The organism is Streptomyces sp. BK022 (assembly GCF_004217355.1).
GTDB lineage: Bacteria > Actinomycetota > Actinomycetes > Streptomycetales > Streptomycetaceae > Streptomyces > Streptomyces griseoluteus.
The window spans coordinates 490,174-509,513 of record NZ_SHKU01000006.1 but is presented as its reverse complement, the minus strand read 5'-3'; the positions used below and the strand labels follow the sequence as shown (position 1 = coordinate 509,513).

Genomic DNA, 19,340 nt, shown 5'->3' with positions numbered 1-19,340 from the left:
TCGCCGTCCGGGCGGCACACAGCACTTTCCGGCCTTTTTGCCGTTCCGCTCCGTGCCTCCGGCATACGACGATGATCCGCCCGCCCGTCCACCGGACCGGGTACGCCGGATACGACAGTCGGATCAGCCGACGTGTCCGCCTCGGCGCGGCTCAGCCCAGCGGCTCCAGGAAGCCCTGCTCCACCAGCAGCCGGATCTGCGCGGGCGTGCGGTCGCGCAGCACCACGGGGTCCTCGCCGACGAGCTGGGCGATGGCGTCCAGGATGACCCCCGCGCTCAGCGAGCCGTCGCACACGCCGGCGAAGCCCGCGCCGATGGTGTCCACCTTCGTCGCCCGGCGCATGCCCCGGTGCTGACGGAGCACCACATGCTCGGGGTCCTCGGCGCCCGGCAGGCCGACCTGCTCCTGCACGACCTCGGCAGCGAGCCTGAAGTGGCCCTCCAGCAGGGCCGCGTCGTCGTGCGCGCGCAGGTGGTCGACACGCTCGAAGTGGTCCCGGATGGTGTCGCCGAGCGGCTGCTCGACCGGGTGCGGCCACTCCTCCACGGTGACGGAGGGCTCGGCCGAGCCGGTGCGGCGCAGGGTGATCCAGCCGAAGCCGACCGCCTTCACCTTGCGCGCCTCGAACTCGTCCAGCCACGCGTCGTACCGCGACTGGTACTCCGCCCGGTCCTCACGGTGGTCCCCGGCGTCCCTGAGCCACAGCTCGGCGTACTGCGTGATGTCCTGGACCTCGCGCTGCACGATCCACGCGTCGCACCCGCGCGGCACCCAGGAGCGCACCCGGTCCTGCCAGTCCTCCCCCTCCACGTGCTGCCAGTTGGCGAGGAACTGCGCGAACCCGCCCTCGTTCAGCCTGTCCCCCGCCTGCTGAACGAGCGAGCGGCACAGATCGTCCCCGCTCATCCCGCCGTCGCGGTAGGTGAGCCGGGCGCCGGGCGAGATGACGAAGGGCGGGTTGGACACGATCAGGTCGAACGTCTCGTCGTCCTTGACCGGTTCGAACAGCGAGCCCTCGCGCAGGGAGGCGGCGGGCGCGCCGGAGAGGGCGAGGGTGAGCGCGGTGATGTGCAGGGCGCGCGGGTTGAGGTCGGTGGCGGTGACCCGGGTCGCGTGCTGGGCGGCGTGCAGCGCCTGGATGCCGGAGCCGGTGCCGAGGTCGAGCGCGGTGGCCACGGGGGTGCGCACGGTGATGCCGGCGAGCGTGGTGGAGGCACCGCCGACGCCGAGGACCACGTCCTCGTCCCGGCTGCCGATGCCGCCCGCCCCGCCGACGGCGCAGCCGAGGTCGGACACGATGAACCAGTCCTCGCCGTCGGGTCCGCCGTAGGGGCGGACGTCGACGGTGGCGGCCAGCTCGTCGCCGCCCACGGGCCTCAGCCACCCGGCGTCCACCGCGTCCTCGACCGGCAGTACCTCCGTCAGGCGGGCGCGGGGCACCGGCTGCTGGAGCAGGAACAGCCGCACCAGGGCCTGAAGCGGCGAGTCGCCGCGGGTCGCGCGCAGGGCGGGCACGGTCTCGCTGCGGGCGAGCGCCGCGTAGGCGGGGGCGCCGAGCAGGTCGAGGAGGCCGTCCGCGGTGAAGGAGGCGGACAGCAGGGCGTCGCGCAGGCGGGCGGCCGCCTCGGGCCGGTCGGTGGCGGGCAGGGGGGCGGAGCCGGAGTCAGTCACGCCCCCATTGTGGCCCGCCGCACCGCCCCGGGGCCGCCGCGCCCGGCCGTCCGCGCGGGCGCGGTCAGCTCTTGGCGGCGGGCGGCGCGGAGGCGGAGACCTTGCAGCTCTGCTGCTCGGCGATGGCCTCCTTGACGTCGCCCTGCTCCAGGCGCTTCAGCGCCTCGGTGCCGCTGCTGCTCTGGCGGCCGATCTCCTTGGTCTGGTCGGCGACCTCGTGCAGGCCCTTGGCGAACTTGCCCTGGTCCTTGGTGTCCAGCCCGTCGACCTTCTTCTTCAGATCGGCGTAGGAGGTGGCCAGGCCGTTGAGGTTCTTCACCGCGTCCTGCTGCCGCTTGGCCCCGCCGTCGACCCCGGGGGGAGCGCCGGCGCCGTTGATGGCGGTGGCGATGGCCTTGTAGCCGTCGGACATGTCCTGGAACGCCTGCGCGTACGTCTCCTTCGCCGTCTTCGGCGGGAGGTCGCTGTCGCTGGCGATCTTGGCGATCCCGGCGTTGGCCGCCTTGATCTTGGTGTACTGCGCGGGCACCGCGTCGCACACCTTCTTCGCCCAGACACCCAGCTTGGGGTCGGGGCCTCCGCCGTCGCTGCCGCATCCCGTCAGCGCCGTTATCAGTACCGCGCCGCCGGACAGGGCGGCCGCGAGCTTCTTGTTCACCGGATCGGTCCCTTCCATGGCTATCGGCCACCGGAATCTACACGGCGGAACGAGACCATCCACACGACCGATGCCCTATAAGAAGACTTTTGCGGCACTTCGCACCATGCGAGAGAAGGCTCACGGCCGACGGCCCTCCACACCGCCGACGGGCGGGCGGTGACGCGTCAGGCCGCGCCGCCCGCCCGCCCGTCGGCGAAGCCTCGGCTACGGAACCACCGCCGGGGGCTGGGAGTTGGGAACCTCACCCGCCTCCTCGTCCCCCACGGCGATCCCGCGCCGCTTCGACACGTACACCGCGACGACGATCACCAGCAGCGCGAACACCGCGACCAGGGCGCGGACGAGCATGCTGCTGCTGTCTCCGTAGGAGAACTTGATCACCGCGGGGGCGATGAGCAGGGCGACCAGGTTCATCACCTTCAGCAGCGGGTTGATGGCCGGGCCCGCGGTGTCCTTGAAGGGGTCGCCGACCGTGTCGCCGATCACCGTGGCCGCGTGGGCGTCGCTGCCCTTGCCGCCGTGGTGGCCGTCCTCCACCAGTTTCTTGGCGTTGTCCCAGGCGCCACCGGAGTTGGCGAGGAAGACCGCCATCAGCGTGCCGGCGCCGATCGCGCCGGCGAGGAAGGCCCCGAGGGCGCCGACGCCGAGGGTGAACCCGATGAAGATCGGCGCCATCACGGCGAGCAGGCCGGGCGTGGCCAGCTCGCGCAGGGCGTCGCGGGTGCAGATGTCGACGACCCGGCCGTACTCGGGCTTCTCCGTGTAGTCCATGATCCCCGGCCGCTCGCGGAACTGCCTGCGCACCTCGAACACCACCGATCCCGCCGACCGCGACACGGCGTTGATGGCGAGCCCGGAGAAGAGGAAGACGACCGCGGCGCCCGCGATCAGGCCGACCAGGTTGTTGGGCTGGGAGATGTCCATCGACAGGGTCAGCGGCGATCCCGGCCCGCTGAGCCGCTCCCCCACGTCCCGCACACCGGTGGTGATCGCGTCCCGGTACGAGCCGAAGAGGGCCGCCGCCGCGAGGACGGCGGTGGCGATGGCGATGCCCTTGGTGATGGCCTTGGTCGTGTTGCCGACCGCGTCCAGGTCGGTGAGCACCTGGGCGCCGGCGCCCTCCACGTCCGAGGACATCTCGGCGATGCCCTGCGCGTTGTCGGAGACCGGGCCGAAGGTGTCCATGGCGACGATCACCCCGACCGTGGTCAGCAGCCCGGTACCGGCGAGCGCCACCGCGAACAGCGCCAGCATGATCGAGGTGCCGCCGAGCAGGAACGCGCCGTACACGCTGAGGCCGATCAGCAGCGCGGTGTAGACGGCGGACTCCAGGCCCAGCGAGATGCCGGAGAGGACGACGGTCGCGGGGCCGGTCAGCGAGGTGCGGCCGACGTCGCGGACCGGGCGGCGGGTGGTCTCGGTGAAGTAGCCGGTGAGCTGCTGGATGACGGCGGCGAGCAGGATGCCGATGGCCACGGCGACCAGCGCCAGCACCCGTGGGTCGCCGTCCTTGCCGCGGATCGCCGCGTCGGTCACACCGGCCAGCTCGGAGTAGCGGCCGGGCAGGTAGACGTAGACGGCGACGGCGACCAGCGCGAGGGAGATCACGGCCGAGACGAAGAAGCCCCGGTTGATGGCGCTCATCCCGCTGCGGTCGGCGCGGCGCGGGGCGACCGCGAAGATGCCGATCATCGCGGTGACGACACCGATGGCCGGGACCAGCAGCGGGAAGGCGAGCCCGGCGTCGCCGAAGGCGGTCTTGCCGAGGATCAGCGCGGCCACCAGGGTCACGGCGTACGACTCGAAGAGGTCCGCCGCCATGCCCGCGCAGTCCCCGACGTTGTCGCCCACATTGTCCGCGATGGTCGCCGCGTTGCGCGGGTCGTCCTCCGGGATGCCCTGTTCGACCTTGCCGACCAGGTCGGCGCCGACGTCGGCGGCCTTGGTGAAGATGCCGCCGCCGACTCGCATGAACATGGCGATCAGGGCGGCACCCAGGCCGAAACCCTCCAGCACCTTGGGCGCGTCGGCCGCGTAGACCAGCACCACACAGGAGGCGCCGAACAGGCCGAGGCCGACGGTGAACATGCCGACCACGCCACCGGTGCGAAATGCGATCTTCATCGCCTTGTGCGAGACGACGGTGAGATCCTTTTCCGTTTCGCCCTCCCCCGGAGTCGCCTCCCGGGCGGCCGCGGCGACGCGCACATTGCTGCGTACGGCGAGCCACATGCCGATATAGCCGGTGGCCGCCGAGAAAAGCGCGCCGATCAGGAAGAACACCGAGCGTCCGGCCCGCTGATTCCAGTCGTCCGCGGGAAGCAGCAGAAGCAGGAAGAACACCACGACGGCGAAAACGCCGAGGGTGCGCAACTGCCGCGCCAGATACGCCTTCGCGCCTTCCTGGACCGCTTCCGCGATCTCCCGCATGCGTGCGGTGCCCTCGCCCGCAGACAGCACCTGGCGCACCAGGACGCCCGCGACGACCAGCGCCGCAAGGGCCACCGCCGCGATCACGGCGACCAGCGCGCGGTTGCCGTCCGTCAGGACGACGGCCGCGAGGTACGCGGAGTTGGATGCGGAGTGACCCGCCTGACCAGGGATGAGAAGCCCCGCCATTCGTCCTCCTTGACGCTTGGACCGAGCTCAAGCTGTGGACGGACTTGTAGCTGCCCGATGGTGATCCCGAACGGCACGGTAAACAGAATTGCCCGCCCCTAACCCTTTAGCAAACGAACGAGTGCGGGGCCAGAGCACGAAACCCGGACGGAGTAATACCCCTGAGGCATTCAAGATCGCCCCTTCACCGGCGCCATCTGCGGGGGTTTCCGGTCGTGCATTCCTGCACGCATTCGGGGCGTCCGGCGGTTCGGCCGAAAGTGGCCGGAACGCCGCGAGGGGCCCTGCGGTGCAGGGCCCCTCGGGAAGTCGTCCGGCGCGCGTGGCGCGCGGGCCGGTTCAGTGCCGGTTCAGATCAGTACGGTCGGCGGCGGGACGGTCGGCCAGGACATGCGGATCAGGCCGCCGTTCTCCCCGGTGGTGACCTCGACGTCGTCCACGAGGCCGCTGATGACCGCGAGGCCCATCTCGTCCTCCTCGGCCTCCACGTCCGCGTCGGCGGCCGCGCCGCCCGCGACCCGCTCGGCGGGCACGGCGTGCGGGGCCTCGTCGCCGACCTCGATGGAGAAGAGCTTCTCCTCCTCGATCAGCGCCACCTTGACCGGCGCGGTGATGCCCACGCTCTGATGGAGTCCGACCGCGCGGGAGCACGCCTCGCCGACCGCGAGGCGGACCTCGTCGAGAACGGCCTCGTCCACTCCGGCCCTGCGCGCCACCGCGGCCGCCACCAGACGGGCGGTCCGGACGTGCTCGGGCAGCGCGCTGAAGCGGAGTTCGACGGTGGCCATGCATCCCCCTCGCGTACTACGGGCGTGCGGTGCGGGGCCGGGGCCGCCAAAAGCCCGCACCCCCACGATGAAACTTCCGCTCCCGGACCGCTGACGGCGCCGGGGCGGAGTCGGCCGGTGCCCGGACCGCACAGACGGCCCGGACCCGGCTTACGACCCTGATCAGTCGGTGGCCGCCACCGCTTCCTCGACCGAGGTGTGGATGGGGAACACCTTGGTGAGACCGGTGATACGGAAAATCTTCAGAATGCGCTCCTGGTTGCAGACCAGGCGGAGCGAGCCCTCATGGGCACGCACCCGCTTCAGGCCACCGACCAGCACGCCGAGCCCGGTGGAGTCGAGGAAGTCCACGCCCTCCATGTCGACGACAAGATGGAAATTGCCGTCGTTCACCAGCTCGACCAACTGCTCGCGCAGCTTGGGCGCGGTGTACACATCGATTTCGCCACCGACCTCGACGACCGTACGATCGCCGACGGTACGGGTCGACAGGGACAGGTCCACGAATCCTCCAGCACCTTGCTATCGAGCGGTCGCCCCTCGGGACATCCCGGCTTACGGCCCTTGGAACACTTCGCCAGCCGCCATGGCATTCAATCACTTACCGGCAGGTGTGCACGACGCCTTGGCTCCATTGTCCGTCAAGCCGGTGACACACTCGGTGCCGATGGCCAAGAATCACCGACCCGATCACCCCCAGCCGGACCCGGCGTCCCGCCCGTCCCCGGAGACGGTTCTGCACCGGCTCGCCTCCGGTCCGAGCAGGTCCGCGCGCATCACTCATACGGAGCACTTGCCCCCGCGTGCGGGCCGTCATGCCGTCTGGCCGGACCGGATTCGCGCCGAGGTGATCGCGGCGGTCCGGGAGCGCGGGATCGAGCATCCCTGGGCCCACCAGGCCATCGCCGCCGAGCACGCCCTGGACGGCGACTCGGTGGTCGTCGCCACCGGCACCGCCTCCGGCAAGTCGCTGGCCTATCTGATGCCGGTGCTGTCCGCCCTGCTGGACGGCTCCGAGGCCCCGAACGGCCGGGGCGCCACCGCCCTGTACCTCTCCCCGACCAAGGCCCTGGCCGCCGACCAGTGCCGCGCGGTACGGGAACTCGCCGCGCCCCTGGGCAACGCGGTGCGCCCCGCCGTCTACGACGGCGACACCCCGTTCGAGGAACGCGAGTGGGTCCGCCAGTACGCCAACTACGTCCTGACCAACCCGGACATGCTGCACCGGGGCATTCTCCCGTCCCACCCCCGCTGGTCCTCCTTCCTGAAGTCGCTCAAGTACGTCGTGATCGACGAGTGCCACACCTACCGGGGCGTCTTCGGCTCGCACGTCGCCCAGGTGCTGCGCCGGCTGCGCAGACTGTGCGCCCGCTACGGCGCGTCGCCCGTCTTCCTGCTGGCCTCCGCCACGGCCGCCGAGCCGTCCGTGGCCGCCCGCCGGCTGACCGGGCTGCCGGTGGTCGAGGTCGCCGACGACGCCTCCCCGCGCGGGGAACTCGTCTTCGCCCTCTGGGAGCCCCCGCTCACCGAGCTGCACGGCGAGAAGGGCGCCCCGGTGCGCCGCACCGCCACCGCCGAGACCGCCGACCTGCTGACCGACCTCACCGTGCAGGGCGTGCGCTCGGTCGCCTTCGTCCGCTCCCGGCGCGGCGCCGAACTGATCTCGGTCATCGCGCAGGAGCGGCTCGCCGAGATCGACCGTTCCCTGGTCCGGCGTGTCGCCGCCTATCGCGGCGGCTATCTGCCCGAGGAGCGCCGCGCCCTGGAACGCGCCCTGCACTCCGGCGACCTCCTCGGTCTCGCCGCCACCACGGCCCTGGAGCTGGGCGTGGACATCTCCGGTCTGGACGCGGTGGTGATCGCCGGCTATCCGGGCACCCGCGCCTCCCTGTGGCAGCAGGCGGGCCGCGCCGGGCGCTCCGGACAGGGCGCGCTGGCGGTCCTGGTGGCCCGCGACGACCCGCTGGACACCTACCTCGTCCACCACCCGGAGGCCCTGTTCGACCGCCCGGTGGAGTCCACGGTCCTGGACCCGGACAATCCCTACGTCCTCGCCCCGCACCTGTGCGCGGCCGCCGCCGAGATCCCGCTGACCGAGGCCGACCTCGATCTCTTCGGCCCCGTGAGCGCCGATGTGCTGGGCCAGCTGGAGGCGGCGAAGCTGCTGCGCCGCCGCACCCGTGCCTGGCACTGGACGCGCCGGGAACGCGCCGCCGACCTGACCGACATCCGGGGCACCGGCGGACCTCCGGTGCAGATCGTGGAGGAGGGCACCGGGCGCCTGCTCGGCACGGTCGACGCCGAGGCGGCGCACTCCGCCGTCCACGAGGGCGCGGTCCACCTCCACCAGGGCCGCACCTACCTGGTGCGCTCGCTCGACCTGAAGGACTCCGTCGCCCTGGTCGAGCAGGCCGACCCGCCCTACTCGACCGCCGCCCGCGACACCACGTCCATCGCCGTCCTGGAGACGGAGACCGAGATCCCGTGGGGTTCCGGCCGCCTGTGCCTGGGCTCGGTCGAGGTCACCAACCAAGTGGTCTCCTTCCTGCGCAGACGCCTGATCACCGGTGAGGTGATGGGCGAGACGAAACTCGATCTCCCGCCGCGCACGCTCCGTACCCGCGCGGTGTGGTGGACGGTCACCGAGGACCAGCTCGACGAGGCCCGCATCAACCCTGAGATCCTCGGCGGCGCCCTGCACGCCGCCGAACACGCCTCGATCGGCATGCTGCCCCTCTTCGCCACCTGCGACCGCTGGGACATCGGCGGGGTCTCGGTCCCGCTGCATCCCGACACGCTGCTCCCGACGGTCTTCGTCTACGACGGCCACCCCGGCGGGGCGGGCTTCGCCGAGCGCGCCTTCCACACCGCCCGCGCCTGGCTGACGGCCACCCGCGAGGCCATCGCCGCCTGCGAGTGCGAGGCCGGCTGTCCGTCCTGCATCCAGTCCCCCAAGTGCGGCAACGGCAACGAGCCCCTGCACAAGCGGGGAGCGGTGCGGCTCCTCACGACGCTGCTGCGGGGGGCACCGGAGGAGGCGGCCGGGACGGGGGCGGCGGCTTCCGAAGGGGGCGAGTCGAGCTAGGGGCTGATGCCGTGCGAGGCGGGGGCATGGGGCACGGGGCCGGGAGCCTGCGACGCGGGCGCCTGGGGCGCGGGGCCGGGAGCCTGCGACGCGGGCACCCGGGGTGTGGCACCCGACGGGTCAGCTGGTCCCGCCCTGGCCCGTACCTCCGCTGCGAACGGCCCGTGTCCCGACCCCGCGCTCACGTCCGAGGTCTCGCCGACGATCGCGCACCGCACCAGCCGCGCCCCCTGGGCCGACGCCACCCGGCGACCCGCGGCGCACGCCGCCTCCGCGCCCTCGGCCCAGTGGTCCGCCGCCGCGAGCGCCGCCAGATCGGCCGCGCCCGCCGCCCGGTGCCGTACGACCACCGCGTGCCCCAGACCGAGCACGGTGCCGAACACCACGCACAGCAGGGCGATCACCCCGAGGCTCCAGACGGTGGCGGAACCCCGGTCACCCTCCCGGCGCCTCATGGCCCCTCCCCTCCGGACCCCACCGCCTCCTCGGCGGCGGCCACGGCCTCCTCCCGCACCTCGAACGGCAGCCCCGTCAGCACCGGCGGCCTGGCCACCACCGTCACGCGCACCTGCTCGCCCTCACGGGCCACGCTGACCGTCGAGCCGCTCGGTGCCGTCTCCCTGGTCAGCCGGACCACCGCTTCGGGCGGGTCCTGGCGGGCGGCGGCCCGTGCCCCGGTGCGGGCGGCGTCCACGCACTGGATCTGGGCGGCCACGGCGAGCAGCCCCCAGACCAGCGCCATGGTGAACGCCACCAGCACCGACAGCACCACGGCCGCCTCCGCCGTCACAAACCCCCGGTCCGCGCCTCGTTCACATGCGCGCACTGAGCGCTCGTTTCACGATGCCCTGGAGTTCCGCCTTCACCTGGCCGCTGGTGACGACCTCGTAGAGCAGCAAGGCGAATCCGACCGCCGCGATGATCCCCATGGCGTACTCGGAGGTCACCATTCCGGCGTCCTTGCGGCACCGTTCCCGTAGCAGCGCCCATGCCCTGCCGGCCTTCTCACGCATCCCACGTTCCTTTCTTCGCAGCTTCGTTTGTTCGCAGCTTCGTTGTCGTTGTCGTGCACGTCGGTCCGCTCGGTCCGCTCGGTCAGGGGCCCCCTCCTCCCATCGCGCCGCCCGCGAGGCCGATGACCACGGGCAGCACGCCGACCGCGATGAAGGCGGGGAGGAAGCACAGCCCGACCGGCGCCGAGATCAGCACGGCCGCCCTGCGGGCCCGGACCGTGGCCGCCCGTATCGACTCCGCCCGCGCGTCCGACGCGAGCCGGGCCACGGGCTCGGCCGCCGGGAGCCCCGACCGGTCGGCCCGCTCCAGCAGGCGAGCAAGCGCTCCGGCGCCGGGAAGGACGGTCAACCGGGCCCAGGCGTCCGCTGGTTCACCGCCGAGGCGGGCTTCCGCCGCACCCCGCGCCAGCGCGTCACCGACCGGGCCACCGAGCGCCTCCCCGACTGCCTGGGCGGCGACCACGGGCCCCGCCCCGGCCTCGATGCAGGCGGCCAGCAGCTCCGCGGCGAGGGGGAGTTGGCGAGCCGCCGCAGCCGCGTCCAGCTCTGTCGCGGGCCGGGCCGGCACCCGGCGCTCCTGCCACCGCCACAGCGCCACACCGGCCCCGAGTCCCACCAGCGCCCCGAAGACCCCGCCGACCACCGACCACGCCCCGCACCCGATTCCGGCCACCGGCAGCCACTTCCGGGCCGTGTCGGCGACCGCGAGCGAACGACCGCTCTCGGGCGGCTCCACGGCCAGCAGTCCCGCGACCCTCCGCCGCGTCAGGCGCCGTTGCCGTACCAGCTCCAGCCGACGGCCCGCCCAGCCGAGGGCGACGGCCATTTCCACGGCCGCCCCCAGGCTGTGGACGAACTCCCCGCTCATGCCGCCTCAGCTCCCCGCACGATCCGGGCCGCCCACCACACCCCGGCGCCCTCGAACACCGCTCCCGCCATCAGGCAGCCCAGTCCGGCCCCGGTGTGCAGCAGTACCCGGAGTGGATCGGCGCCCATGGCGGCGCCGAGCAGCAGCCCGAACAGGGGCAGCACCGCCAGCAGCAGAGCCGTGGCCCGGGCACCGGACAACTGGGCACGCAGGTCCGCGCGTTGGTCCCGCTCCGCGCGCAGGGCGCCGTCCAGCCGGTCGAGGCCGGCCGCCAGGCCCGCGCCCTGGTCCACCGCCACCCGCCAGCAGGCGGCCAGCCCCAGCAGCCCCTCGGCGCCCGGCTGCCGGGCCGCCACGGCGAGCGCGGCCGGCACATCGCCCCCGAACCGCGCCGCCGCGATCGCGGCCGCCTGCGCCTCGCCCAGGCCCCCGGAGTCCCGCTCGGCCCGCAGCAGGGCCTCGCCAGGCTGCTGGCCGGCGCGGACCTCCCCGGCGAGCACCCCGCACAGGACGATCACCGCGTCCGCCCGGCCTTCCCGCACCAGCCGGGCCCGCCGCGCCTTCCCCACCCGGCGCAACACCGGCACCCCGGCGGCCCCCACCACCAGCGGAATCACCGAGGCCCCCAGCAGCGCCGGCACCAGCCCGGCCACGAGCGCCCACCACTCGGCACCCACCCGTTCGTGCAGCCGCCGCACCTCGGCGAGACCCCGCTCCCAGGGCGTGAGCCCGAGATCCATGACTCCACCGCCCGCGAACAGCAGCCTCGCCCGCCGCACCCCCTGGTGCCGGGCGTTCACCGCCCAGCCCAGGCCCCCGGCACAGGCCAGCCCCGCGCCCAGCACCGCCTCTCCGACACCGACATCAGCCATCGCCGGCCCCCTCACTCCCACTCCGGCCGGGCAGCCACCGCAGCTCACCCGGGCGCGGTCCCCGAGGCGTCGGCCCGGCGTCAACCACTCCGCCGCCCGCGAACAGCGGCCCGGCACCCGGCACCGCGTCTCCCACCCCGGCATCAGCCATCGCCGCCCCCTCGCCCCCGGTCCCCGCAGACAGCAGCCCACCCAACCGCTCCCAGCCGCGCCCCGGCACGAAGCCCCGCTCGCCCCACCGCAGTGCCGGTACCGTCCGGACCAGCCCCGAGGTGTCCCGCTCCAGCACATGCACCTCGGCGATCCGGCGTCGCCCGGCACGGTCCCGCACCAGGTGGATCACCACCGAGAGCGCGGCCGCCAACTGGCTGTGCAGCGCGGCCCGGTCGAGGCCGGCCGCCGTGCCCAGGGCCTCCAGGCGGGCCGGGACGTCGGCGGCCGCGTTGGCGTGCACAGTGCCGCAGCCGCCGTCGTGGCCGGTGTTGAGCGCGGCCAGCAGGTGGACCACCTCGGGGCCGCGCACCTCCCCGACGACCAGCCGGTCGGGCCGCATCCGCAGCGCCTGCCGGACCAGGTCCTCCAGCGTCACGAGGCCGGCGCCCTCCTGGTTCGCGGGCCGGGTCTCCAGCCGGACCACATGCGGGTGGTCGGGCCGCAGCTCGGCCGAGTCCTCGGCCAGCACGATCCGTTCCCCGGGGCCGACGAGCCCGAGCAACGCGCTCAGCAGCGTCGTCTTGCCGGTGCCTGTCCCGCCACTGACGAGGAACGACAGCCGCGCCGCCATCAGCGCCCGCAGCAGCCCCTCTCCGCCCGGCGGCAGCGTGCCCGCGCGGGCCAGCTCGCCGAGGGTGAAGGCGCGGGGCCGGACCACGCGCAGGGACAGGCAGGTGCAGCCGACCGCCACCGGGGGCAGCACCGCGTGCAGCCGGGTCCCGTCGGGTAGGCGGGCGTCGGCCCACGGCCGGGCGTCGTCGAGGCGGCGTCCGGCGACGGCGGCCAGCCGCTGCGCGAGCCGTCGGACCGCCGGGGCGTCGCGGAAGGTGACCGGGGTCAGCTCCAGGCCGCCGCCCCGGTCGACCCACACCCGGTCCGGCGCGGTGACCAGCACGTCGGTGACGCTCGGGTCGGCCAGCAACGGCTCCAGCGGGCCGGAGCCGACGAGTTCGGAACGCAGGTGCTCGGCCGCGCCCAGGACCTCGGCGTCGCCCAGCACCCGCCCCTGTTCGCGCAGCGCCTGCGCCACACGCGCCGGCGTGGGTTCGGCGCCGCTCTCGGCGAGAGTGCGCCGGACCCCGTCGAGGAGGGCCGCGCCGTCGGCCCGGTCGAGTCCCGGAAGCGTCATCGCGGGCCTCCCGCCTCGGTCAGCGCCTGTTCCCAGAAGGCGGTGCAGAAGCGGGACAGCGGGCCGCGTCCGGTCGCGCCGGGCGGTCTGGCGGTGCCCCGGGGCCGCAGCAGCGCGGGGTCGACGGGCACGGTGCCGATCAGCGGCAGCCCGAGCAGCCGGGCCACCTCGCTCTCGTCCAGTCCCGGCCCGTGCGGCCCCCTGACCGCGACCCGCAGGTCCCGCACGACCGGGCCCACGGCGGAGGCGACCCGGCCGGCCGCGGCCAGCGCGCGCAGCTCCGCCGGGACGACGAGCACCGCCATGTCGAGCTGGGCCAGGGCTTCCGCGACACCGTCGTCCAGGCGGCGCGGGAGGTCGACGACCACCGTGCCCCCGCGCCGCCGGGCGGCGGCGAGCACCGCGCGGACCGCCTGGGACGGCACCGCCACGCAGTCGCCCCGGTCCCAGCTCAGCACGCGCAGCGCGTGCAGTTCGGGCAGGGACTCCTCCAGGGCACCGCCGCCGACTCTGCCGCGTGAGGCGGCGAAGGCGGGCCAGCGCAGCCCTTTCGCGGTCTCGCCGCCGAGGAGCACGTCCAGTCCGCCGCCGAGCGGGTCGGCGTCCACGAGGAGGGTGCGCAGGCCCCGGTGGGCGGAGGTGACGGCGAGGGCGCAGGCCAGGGTGGAGGCTCCGGCGCCGCCCCGGCCGCCGATGACGCCGACGGTGAGGGCCGGGCGGCCGACACCCTCCGCCACGTCGGCGATGCGGTCGATGAGCCACTGCTCGCCGTCGGGCAGCATCAGCACATGGTCGGCGCCGATCCCGAGCGCGCGTTTCCACACGTCCGGGTCGTCCTGGTCACGGCCGACCAGGACCACTCCGCGCCGCCGCGCGGCTCCGCGCACCCGGCGGGCCGCGTCGTCCCCGACGAGGACGAGCGGCGCGCCGTCCCATCCCCCGCCGTGGTCCGGGACGCCGTGGTGGACCTCCGGTGTGGCGCCGGCCGCCGCGCACAGGCGCAGCAGGTCGTCGAGGAGCGCCGCGTCCTCGGTGACGATGAGCGGCCGTCCCGGTCGTCCGGCCGTGGCCGGAGGCGGGTCGTGCGCGACGGTTCCGGTCATGGTTTTCCCCCTTCGCTGCTGTTTCCGCGCCGCTCTCTCGGCCGCGCGATTCCCAAGATGTGGAGAACCGGTAAAGGTCCCCATATGAACGGCCGACAGAAACCAGCCAGGCGCACTCCGCATTGCGATCCGGCCATCGACGGGCCCGGATCAGGAGCGCTGGAATCACGATGGGGCTAACCGCGAAATCGTGTGGATCTTGGTCAAAAACTGTGGACGGCGGAGCGCCTGTGAATAACTTCGTCACTCATACCGGTGACGTCGGCACACACGGTGTACACGTTTCCGAGCGCACCCTGATGATTACCGTACGTAATCAAGCATGGGCATGACGAAAGGGCGGCCGCAGCCGCCCGATGCCGGTTCCGCACCGGCCGAAGAGGGGGTGAAAATGCGTCCGGACATGCGACGACCCCCGCCGGGGGGGAGAGCGGGGGTCGTCCCCACGGCCGACTCGGGGGGGGAGGAGTCGGACCGGGGTTAGCACGGTCGCGAACGATCCGTGACTTCCATGGTGTACCCGAGAGGCCTCTCAGGCAAACCCACACGCCACACCTTACGCCGAATGGTGGGCGCCTATGCTCAGGGACGTGGAAAACCACTCCTTGCCTCGCGCAGCGGCCTTCTTCGACCTGGACAAGACGGTCATTGCGAAGTCCAGCACGCTCACCTTCAGCAAGTCCTTCTACCAAGGCGGACTGATCAACCGCAGAGCGGCCTTGCGCACCGCATATGCCCAGTTCGTCTTCCTAGCCGGCGGTTTGGACCATGACCAGATGGAGCGCATGCGGGAGTACCTCTCCGCGCTCTGCCGGGGCTGGAACGTGCGCCAGGTCAAGGAGATCGTCGCCGAGACCCTGCACGACCTGATCGACCCGATCATCTACGACGAGGCCGCCTCGCTGATCGAGGAGCACCACACGGCCGGCCGGGACGTTGTGATCGTGTCCACGTCGGGCGCGGAGGTCGTGGAGCCGATCGGCGAGCTGCTCGGCGCCGACCGGGTGGTGGCCACCCGGCTGGTGGTCGGCGAGGACGGCTGCTTCACCGGTGAGGTGGAGTACTACGCGTACGGCCCCACCAAGGCCGAGGCGATCCGCGAGCTGGCGGCCTCCGAGGGGTACGACCTCGACCGCAGCTTCGCCTACAGCGACTCCGCCACCGACCTGCCGATGCTCCAGGCCGTCGGCCACCCGCACGCCGTCAACCCCGATCGCGCGCTGCGCCGGGAGGCGGTCTCGCGTGGCTGGCCGGTACTGGAGTTCCGCAGGCCGGTCCGGCTCAAGCAACGGCTGCCCTCGCTGCACGCACCGCGCCCGGCGGTCGTCGCGGCGGCGGCGCTGGGCGCGGCGGCCGCGACCGCGGGCCTCGTCTGGTACGCCAGCAAGCGCCGCGGCGTGACCGCCTGACCGGATTCCCCGGCGCCCGATTCACCCCCGTTTGAAGCTAAAAGTAAAGAAGTTCGGCCAGGGGTTTCGCTCGTCACAAGGTTGCAGTACAAAGGAATCACGGCCTGCGGGACCTGAGGACATCCGAGAGGATTCCCTACCACTACGCATCTGGGCCCCACGGACCTCGCATGAACACCGGGCACCCACGCGACGTCGGACCGTCGATTACGGGCCTGCTGCACCAGGGCCGGGCAAAGACCCCGACCTGATGAGCAACATACTGAGGACGCTTGGTAACCCGGTGAACATGCCAGCGGCGGTACGAGGACTCCTCGTACCGCCGCAACCATGTCCGGGGGGTCAGGCCGCTCCGCGCTGGAGGGCCTCGCAGACCGCTGTCGACTCGCGGGCGCCGAGTTCGACCGCGCGCCCGCAGTGGGCGATCCAGGCCGCCATGCCGCCGGGGGTGCCGGAGACGTAGCCGTCGAGCGCGGCGAGGTAGGAGGCGCGGCCCAGTTCGGCGTGGCCGACCTCGGCCGGGCACACCGACTTCGGGTCCAGGCCGCTGCCGATCAGGACGATCCGCTCGGCCGTGCGCGCCACCAGCCCGTTGTGGGAGGCGAAGGGGCGCAGCGCGAGGATCTCGCCGTGCACCACGGCGGCCGTCACCAGCGCGGGCGCGGAGGACCCGGCGATGATCAGCTCCGCGAGGCCGTCCAGGCGTCCGGACACCTCCGGGGCGTCCGGCAGCGGCAGCTCGATGAGGGGCTCGTCGGCGGTTTCGCCCGCCTGGCGGGGCCGGCCGACCTCGTCGGTGTCGCTCGCGGCGGCCACCATGTGCAGCCGGGCCAGCACCCGCAGCGGGGACTGCCGCCAGATGGACAGCAGTTGCCCGGCCTCGGCGGTGAGCCGGAGGGCCGCGCCCATGACGCGCGCCTCGTCGCCGGTGCTGAAGTCGGTGCGGCGCCGCACCTCCTCCAGGGCCCAGTCGGCGCCGGACAGCGCCGCCGAGCCGCGGGCGCCGCGCAGGGCGGCCTCGGAGGTGATGGCGTTGCTGCGACGGCGCATGATCCGGTGCCCGTACACCCGGTCCACGGCCTTGCGCACGGACTCCACGGAGTCGGCCACGCCGGGCAGCGAGCCCAGGGCCGCGAGGGGATCTGCGGTCGCTCCTGTCGTACTCATGAAGTCGACCCTACGCGCCCCCGCCGCCGGCCCGGCGGCGCCCCTTTTTCGGCCCTCACACCCCTCGAAGGAGTGACGTTCACCTTCCTCCTGGCACATACAGCTACAGGCTGACTACCCTTCGTGAACATGAAAATTGCTTTCGTCGGGAAGGGCGGCAGCGGCAAGACCACGCTCTCCTCCCTCTTCATCCGCCATCTCGCCGCCGCCGGAGCCCCGGTGGTCGCGATCGACGCGGACATCAACCAGCACCTCGGACCCGCCCTCGGCCTCGACGAGGACCAGGCGGCGGCGCTGCCCGCCATGGGCGACCGGCTGCCGCTGATCAAGGACCATCTGCGCGGCTCCAACCCGCGCATCGCCTCCGCCGAGACGATGATCAAGACCACCCCGCCCGGCTCGGGCTCCCGGCTGGTCCGGATCAGTGAGCCCGACGCGGTCTACGACGCCTGCGCGCGCCCGGTGGAACTCGACGGCGGTGCCGTCCGCCTGATGGTCACCGGCCCCTTCACCGACGCCGACCTGGGCGTCGCCTGCTACCACTCCAAGACCGGCGCGGTGGAGCTGTTCCTGAACCACCTCGTCGACGGCCCCGGCGAGTACGTGGTGGTGGACATGACCGCCGGCTCGGACTCCTTCGCCTCCGGCATGTTCACCCGGTTCGACATGACGTTCCTCGTCGCCGAGCCGACCCGGAAGGGGGTCTCCGTCTACCGCCAGTACAAGGAGTACGCCCGCGACTTCGGCGTCACACTGAAGGTCGTCGGCAACAAGGTCCAGGGGCCGGACGACGTCGGCTTCCTGCGCGAGGAGGTGGGGGACGACCTGCTGGTGACGGTCGGGCACTCCGACTGGGTGCGCGCCATGGAGAAGGGGCGCCCGCCCCGTTTCGCCCTGCTCGAGGACGGGAACGTGCGCGCGCTGGAGACGCTCCGGGCCGCCGCCGACGCGACGTACGGGCTGCGGGACTGGGAGCGGTACACCCGGCAGATGGTCCACTTCCACCTGCGCAACGCCCAGTCCTGGGGCAACGAGCGCACCGGGGCCGACCTGGCGGCGCAGATCGACCCCGGTTTCGTGCTCGGCGAGAGCGTGGCGACTCCCGTCTGACGCCTGCCGTCTGACGCCTGCCGCCCGGAGCCCGCTGCCCGACGCCTACTGCTTGGCGGCCGGCGCTCCGGGGACGCCCTTCGGCGCCGGGGCCGGACGGCCGGAGAGCAGCGACGCCCAGCCCTGCTTGGGTGCCTCGCCCACCTCGAGGGTGCGCAGCTTGGCCAGGGTCTGCGGGTCCTGGGCGTCCAGCCAGTCGGTCAGCTCGTGGAACGAGACACAGCGGACGTCGGGCTTGTTGCACACGTTCTTGACGACGTCCTCGATGGCGCGCATGTAGGTGCCGCCGTTCCAGGACTCGAAGTGGTTGCCGATGATCAGGGGCGCGCGGTTGCCGTCGTAGGCGCGGTCGAAGCCCTTGAGGAGGCCGTCGCGCATCTCGTCGCCCCACAGGGCGAACTTGTCGGGGTCGCCCTGGGTCCGGGTGCCGGACTGGTTGACCATGAAGTTGTAGTCCATGGTGAGCTGCTCGAAGGTGTGGCCGGGGAAGGGCACGAGCTGCATGGACAGGTCCCAGAGGCCCTCCCTCTTCTTCGGCCAGACCTGGTTGTTGACGCCGCTGGAGTCATAGCGGAAGCCCATCTGGCTCGCCGCCCTGACGAAGTTCTTCTGCCCTTCCAGGCAGGGGGTGCGGGCGCCGATGAGTTCCTTGTCGTAGTCGAAGGGCAGCGGTGAGGACTTCTGCAGGCCCGAGTTCGTCTTCCAGGTCTTCACGAACTCCTTGGCCTGGCTGATCTCGCTCTTCCACTCGGCCACGGACCACTGGCCGACCCCGCCGTCGGGACCGCAGAAGTGGCCGTTGAAGTGGGTGCCGATCTCGTTGCCCTCCAGCCAGGCGAGGCGCGCCTGCTTGGCGGTGTCGGCGATGCCCTGCTCGTCGTTGAAGCCGATGTCGGAGCGGCCCGGGGAGTGCTGCGGCGGCTTGTAGAGGTCCCGCTTCTCCTCCGGCAGCATGTAGACGCCGCTGAGGAAGAACGTCATGTTGGCGTGGTTGTCCTTGGCGACCTTGCGGAAGTGGGAGAACAGCTTCTGGCTGTCCTCACCCGCGCCGTCCCAGGAGAACACCACGAACTGCGGGGGCTTCTGACCGGGCTTCAGCTTCGCGGGCCTGGGCAGGTGCGGCTGCGCGCCGGTGTACGCGGTGGAACCGTCGCCGATCAGCCGGACGACGCTCTGGGGAGCCGGGGCGCCCTTCTGCGGGCCGGACGTGCCTTCCCGTGCCTGGTCGGAGCCGGCGGCGCAACCGGCGAGGGACGCGGCACCGGCAGCGGCGACCATGGCACAGACGGCGATCCTCTGGGTGGCGGCCATGTTCCGCCCACCTTCTTCCTTCTCTCGGGCGAACTCTCAGACGAACGCCGATGAGGGCGTTTTCTGGCGATGCGCCGGTTTCCTCCCGGCGGCGCCGTCAAAGTCGCATGAGGTCGAGAAGGAATTAGTACGACAAGCCGATGAAATGCCCGCTTCACTCGGCAGAGTGCACATGTGTGCCATTTGCTCCGAAAAGATATGCCGAGCCTTTACTCTGGATTACGGTTCGTTTACCGAACGTTGAAGCATCCCGCCGCTGCACGCCGTGACCCACGGCCGCGACCGAACACCCGCCCCTGGCGGGACCCCACAGACCGCGA

Annotated in this window: 17 protein-coding genes; 3 read left to right on the top strand and 14 right to left on the bottom strand. The window is 72.6% G+C overall.

Annotation, left to right across the window (positions count from 1 at the left end):
* Positions 1 to 151: 151 nt before the first annotated feature.
* From EV284_RS26135 to bldG, 5 genes are all read right to left on the bottom strand, one after another.
* The gene (locus EV284_RS26135; protein WP_130338276.1) at positions 152 to 1,672 is read right to left on the bottom strand and encodes a class I SAM-dependent methyltransferase; all 1,521 of its coding nucleotides are present in this window, start codon (positions 1,670 to 1,672) and stop codon (positions 152 to 154) included.
* Positions 1,673 to 1,736: 64 nt separating this feature from the next.
* Complete coding sequence (locus EV284_RS26130) at positions 1,737 to 2,330, bottom strand: small secreted protein (RefSeq protein ID WP_130338274.1); 594 nt, start codon at positions 2,328 to 2,330, stop codon at positions 1,737 to 1,739.
* A gap of 207 nt (positions 2,331 to 2,537) precedes the next feature.
* Positions 2,538 to 4,952 (bottom strand): sodium-translocating pyrophosphatase, encoded by a 2,415-nt coding sequence (locus tag EV284_RS26125; RefSeq protein ID WP_130338272.1) that lies wholly within the window; start codon positions 4,950 to 4,952, stop codon positions 2,538 to 2,540.
* Between the two features lie 350 nt (positions 4,953 to 5,302).
* On the bottom strand, positions 5,303 to 5,740 hold the full coding sequence (locus EV284_RS26120; protein WP_130338270.1) for an ATP-binding protein: 438 nt from the start codon (positions 5,738 to 5,740) through the stop codon (positions 5,303 to 5,305).
* Between the two features lie 162 nt (positions 5,741 to 5,902).
* The gene (gene bldG / locus EV284_RS26115) at positions 5,903 to 6,244 is read right to left on the bottom strand and encodes an anti-sigma factor antagonist BldG (RefSeq protein WP_010986038.1); all 342 of its coding nucleotides are present in this window, start codon (positions 6,242 to 6,244) and stop codon (positions 5,903 to 5,905) included.
* Positions 6,245 to 6,326: 82 nt separating this feature from the next.
* Between bldG and EV284_RS26110 the strand changes: the two genes are divergently transcribed.
* Positions 6,327 to 8,825 (top strand): DEAD/DEAH box helicase, encoded by a 2,499-nt coding sequence (locus EV284_RS26110; RefSeq protein WP_165425644.1) that lies wholly within the window; start codon positions 6,327 to 6,329, stop codon positions 8,823 to 8,825.
* Here EV284_RS26110 and EV284_RS26105 read toward each other — a convergent pair.
* From EV284_RS26105 to ssd, 7 genes are all read right to left on the bottom strand, one after another.
* Entirely contained in the window at positions 8,822 to 9,280 is a 459-nt protein-coding gene (locus EV284_RS26105) for an Rv3654c family TadE-like protein (protein WP_130338268.1), read from the bottom strand. The two genes, EV284_RS26110 and EV284_RS26105, sit on opposite strands and share 4 nt — an antisense overlap.
* The gene (locus EV284_RS26100; protein ID WP_130338265.1) at positions 9,277 to 9,615 is read right to left on the bottom strand and encodes a TadE family type IV pilus minor pilin; all 339 of its coding nucleotides are present in this window, start codon (positions 9,613 to 9,615) and stop codon (positions 9,277 to 9,279) included. Before EV284_RS26100 ends, EV284_RS26105 begins: the two co-directional genes overlap by 4 nt.
* Positions 9,616 to 9,637: 22 nt before the next feature.
* Complete coding sequence (locus EV284_RS26095; protein WP_086690392.1) at positions 9,638 to 9,838, bottom strand: DUF4244 domain-containing protein; 201 nt, start codon at positions 9,836 to 9,838, stop codon at positions 9,638 to 9,640.
* 82 nt (positions 9,839 to 9,920) lie between these two features.
* A complete protein-coding gene (locus EV284_RS26090; RefSeq protein WP_130338263.1) occupies positions 9,921 to 10,706 on the bottom strand; it encodes a type II secretion system F family protein in 786 nt (261 codons plus the stop codon).
* Positions 10,703 to 11,578 carry a type II secretion system F family protein gene (locus tag EV284_RS26085; RefSeq protein WP_130338261.1) on the bottom strand — a complete coding sequence of 292 codons (876 nt, stop codon included), beginning with the start codon at positions 11,576 to 11,578 and terminating at the stop codon, positions 10,703 to 10,705. The genes EV284_RS26090 and EV284_RS26085 overlap by 4 nt, the downstream gene beginning before the upstream one ends.
* Positions 11,571 to 12,920 (bottom strand): TadA family conjugal transfer-associated ATPase, encoded by a 1,350-nt coding sequence (locus EV284_RS26080; RefSeq protein WP_242625822.1) that lies wholly within the window; start codon positions 12,918 to 12,920, stop codon positions 11,571 to 11,573. The genes EV284_RS26085 and EV284_RS26080 overlap by 8 nt, the downstream gene beginning before the upstream one ends.
* Complete coding sequence (gene ssd / locus EV284_RS26075) at positions 12,917 to 14,023, bottom strand: septum site-determining protein Ssd (RefSeq protein ID WP_130338259.1); 1,107 nt, start codon at positions 14,021 to 14,023, stop codon at positions 12,917 to 12,919. Before ssd ends, EV284_RS26080 begins: the two co-directional genes overlap by 4 nt.
* A gap of 578 nt (positions 14,024 to 14,601) precedes the next feature.
* Between ssd and EV284_RS26070 the strand changes: the two genes are divergently transcribed.
* On the top strand, positions 14,602 to 15,432 hold the full coding sequence (locus EV284_RS26070; RefSeq protein ID WP_130338257.1) for an HAD family hydrolase: 831 nt from the start codon (positions 14,602 to 14,604) through the stop codon (positions 15,430 to 15,432).
* A gap of 342 nt (positions 15,433 to 15,774) precedes the next feature.
* On the opposite strand, the gene EV284_RS26065 is transcribed toward EV284_RS26070, so the two are convergent.
* The gene (locus tag EV284_RS26065; RefSeq protein ID WP_130338255.1) at positions 15,775 to 16,599 is read right to left on the bottom strand and encodes a Fic family protein; all 825 of its coding nucleotides are present in this window, start codon (positions 16,597 to 16,599) and stop codon (positions 15,775 to 15,777) included.
* A 129-nt stretch (positions 16,600 to 16,728) separates the two neighbouring features.
* Here EV284_RS26065 and EV284_RS26060 point away from each other — a divergent pair, with 129 nt between their 5' ends.
* Positions 16,729 to 17,709: an ATP-binding protein gene (locus EV284_RS26060; protein WP_207229133.1), complete on the top strand. Its 981-nt coding sequence runs from the start codon at positions 16,729 to 16,731 to the stop codon at positions 17,707 to 17,709.
* A gap of 45 nt (positions 17,710 to 17,754) precedes the next feature.
* Here the strand turns inward: EV284_RS26060 and EV284_RS26055 are convergent, their stop codons facing one another.
* A complete protein-coding gene (locus EV284_RS26055; protein WP_130338251.1) occupies positions 17,755 to 19,020 on the bottom strand; it encodes a hypothetical protein in 1,266 nt (421 codons plus the stop codon).
* Positions 19,021 to 19,340: the final 320 nt, after the last annotated feature.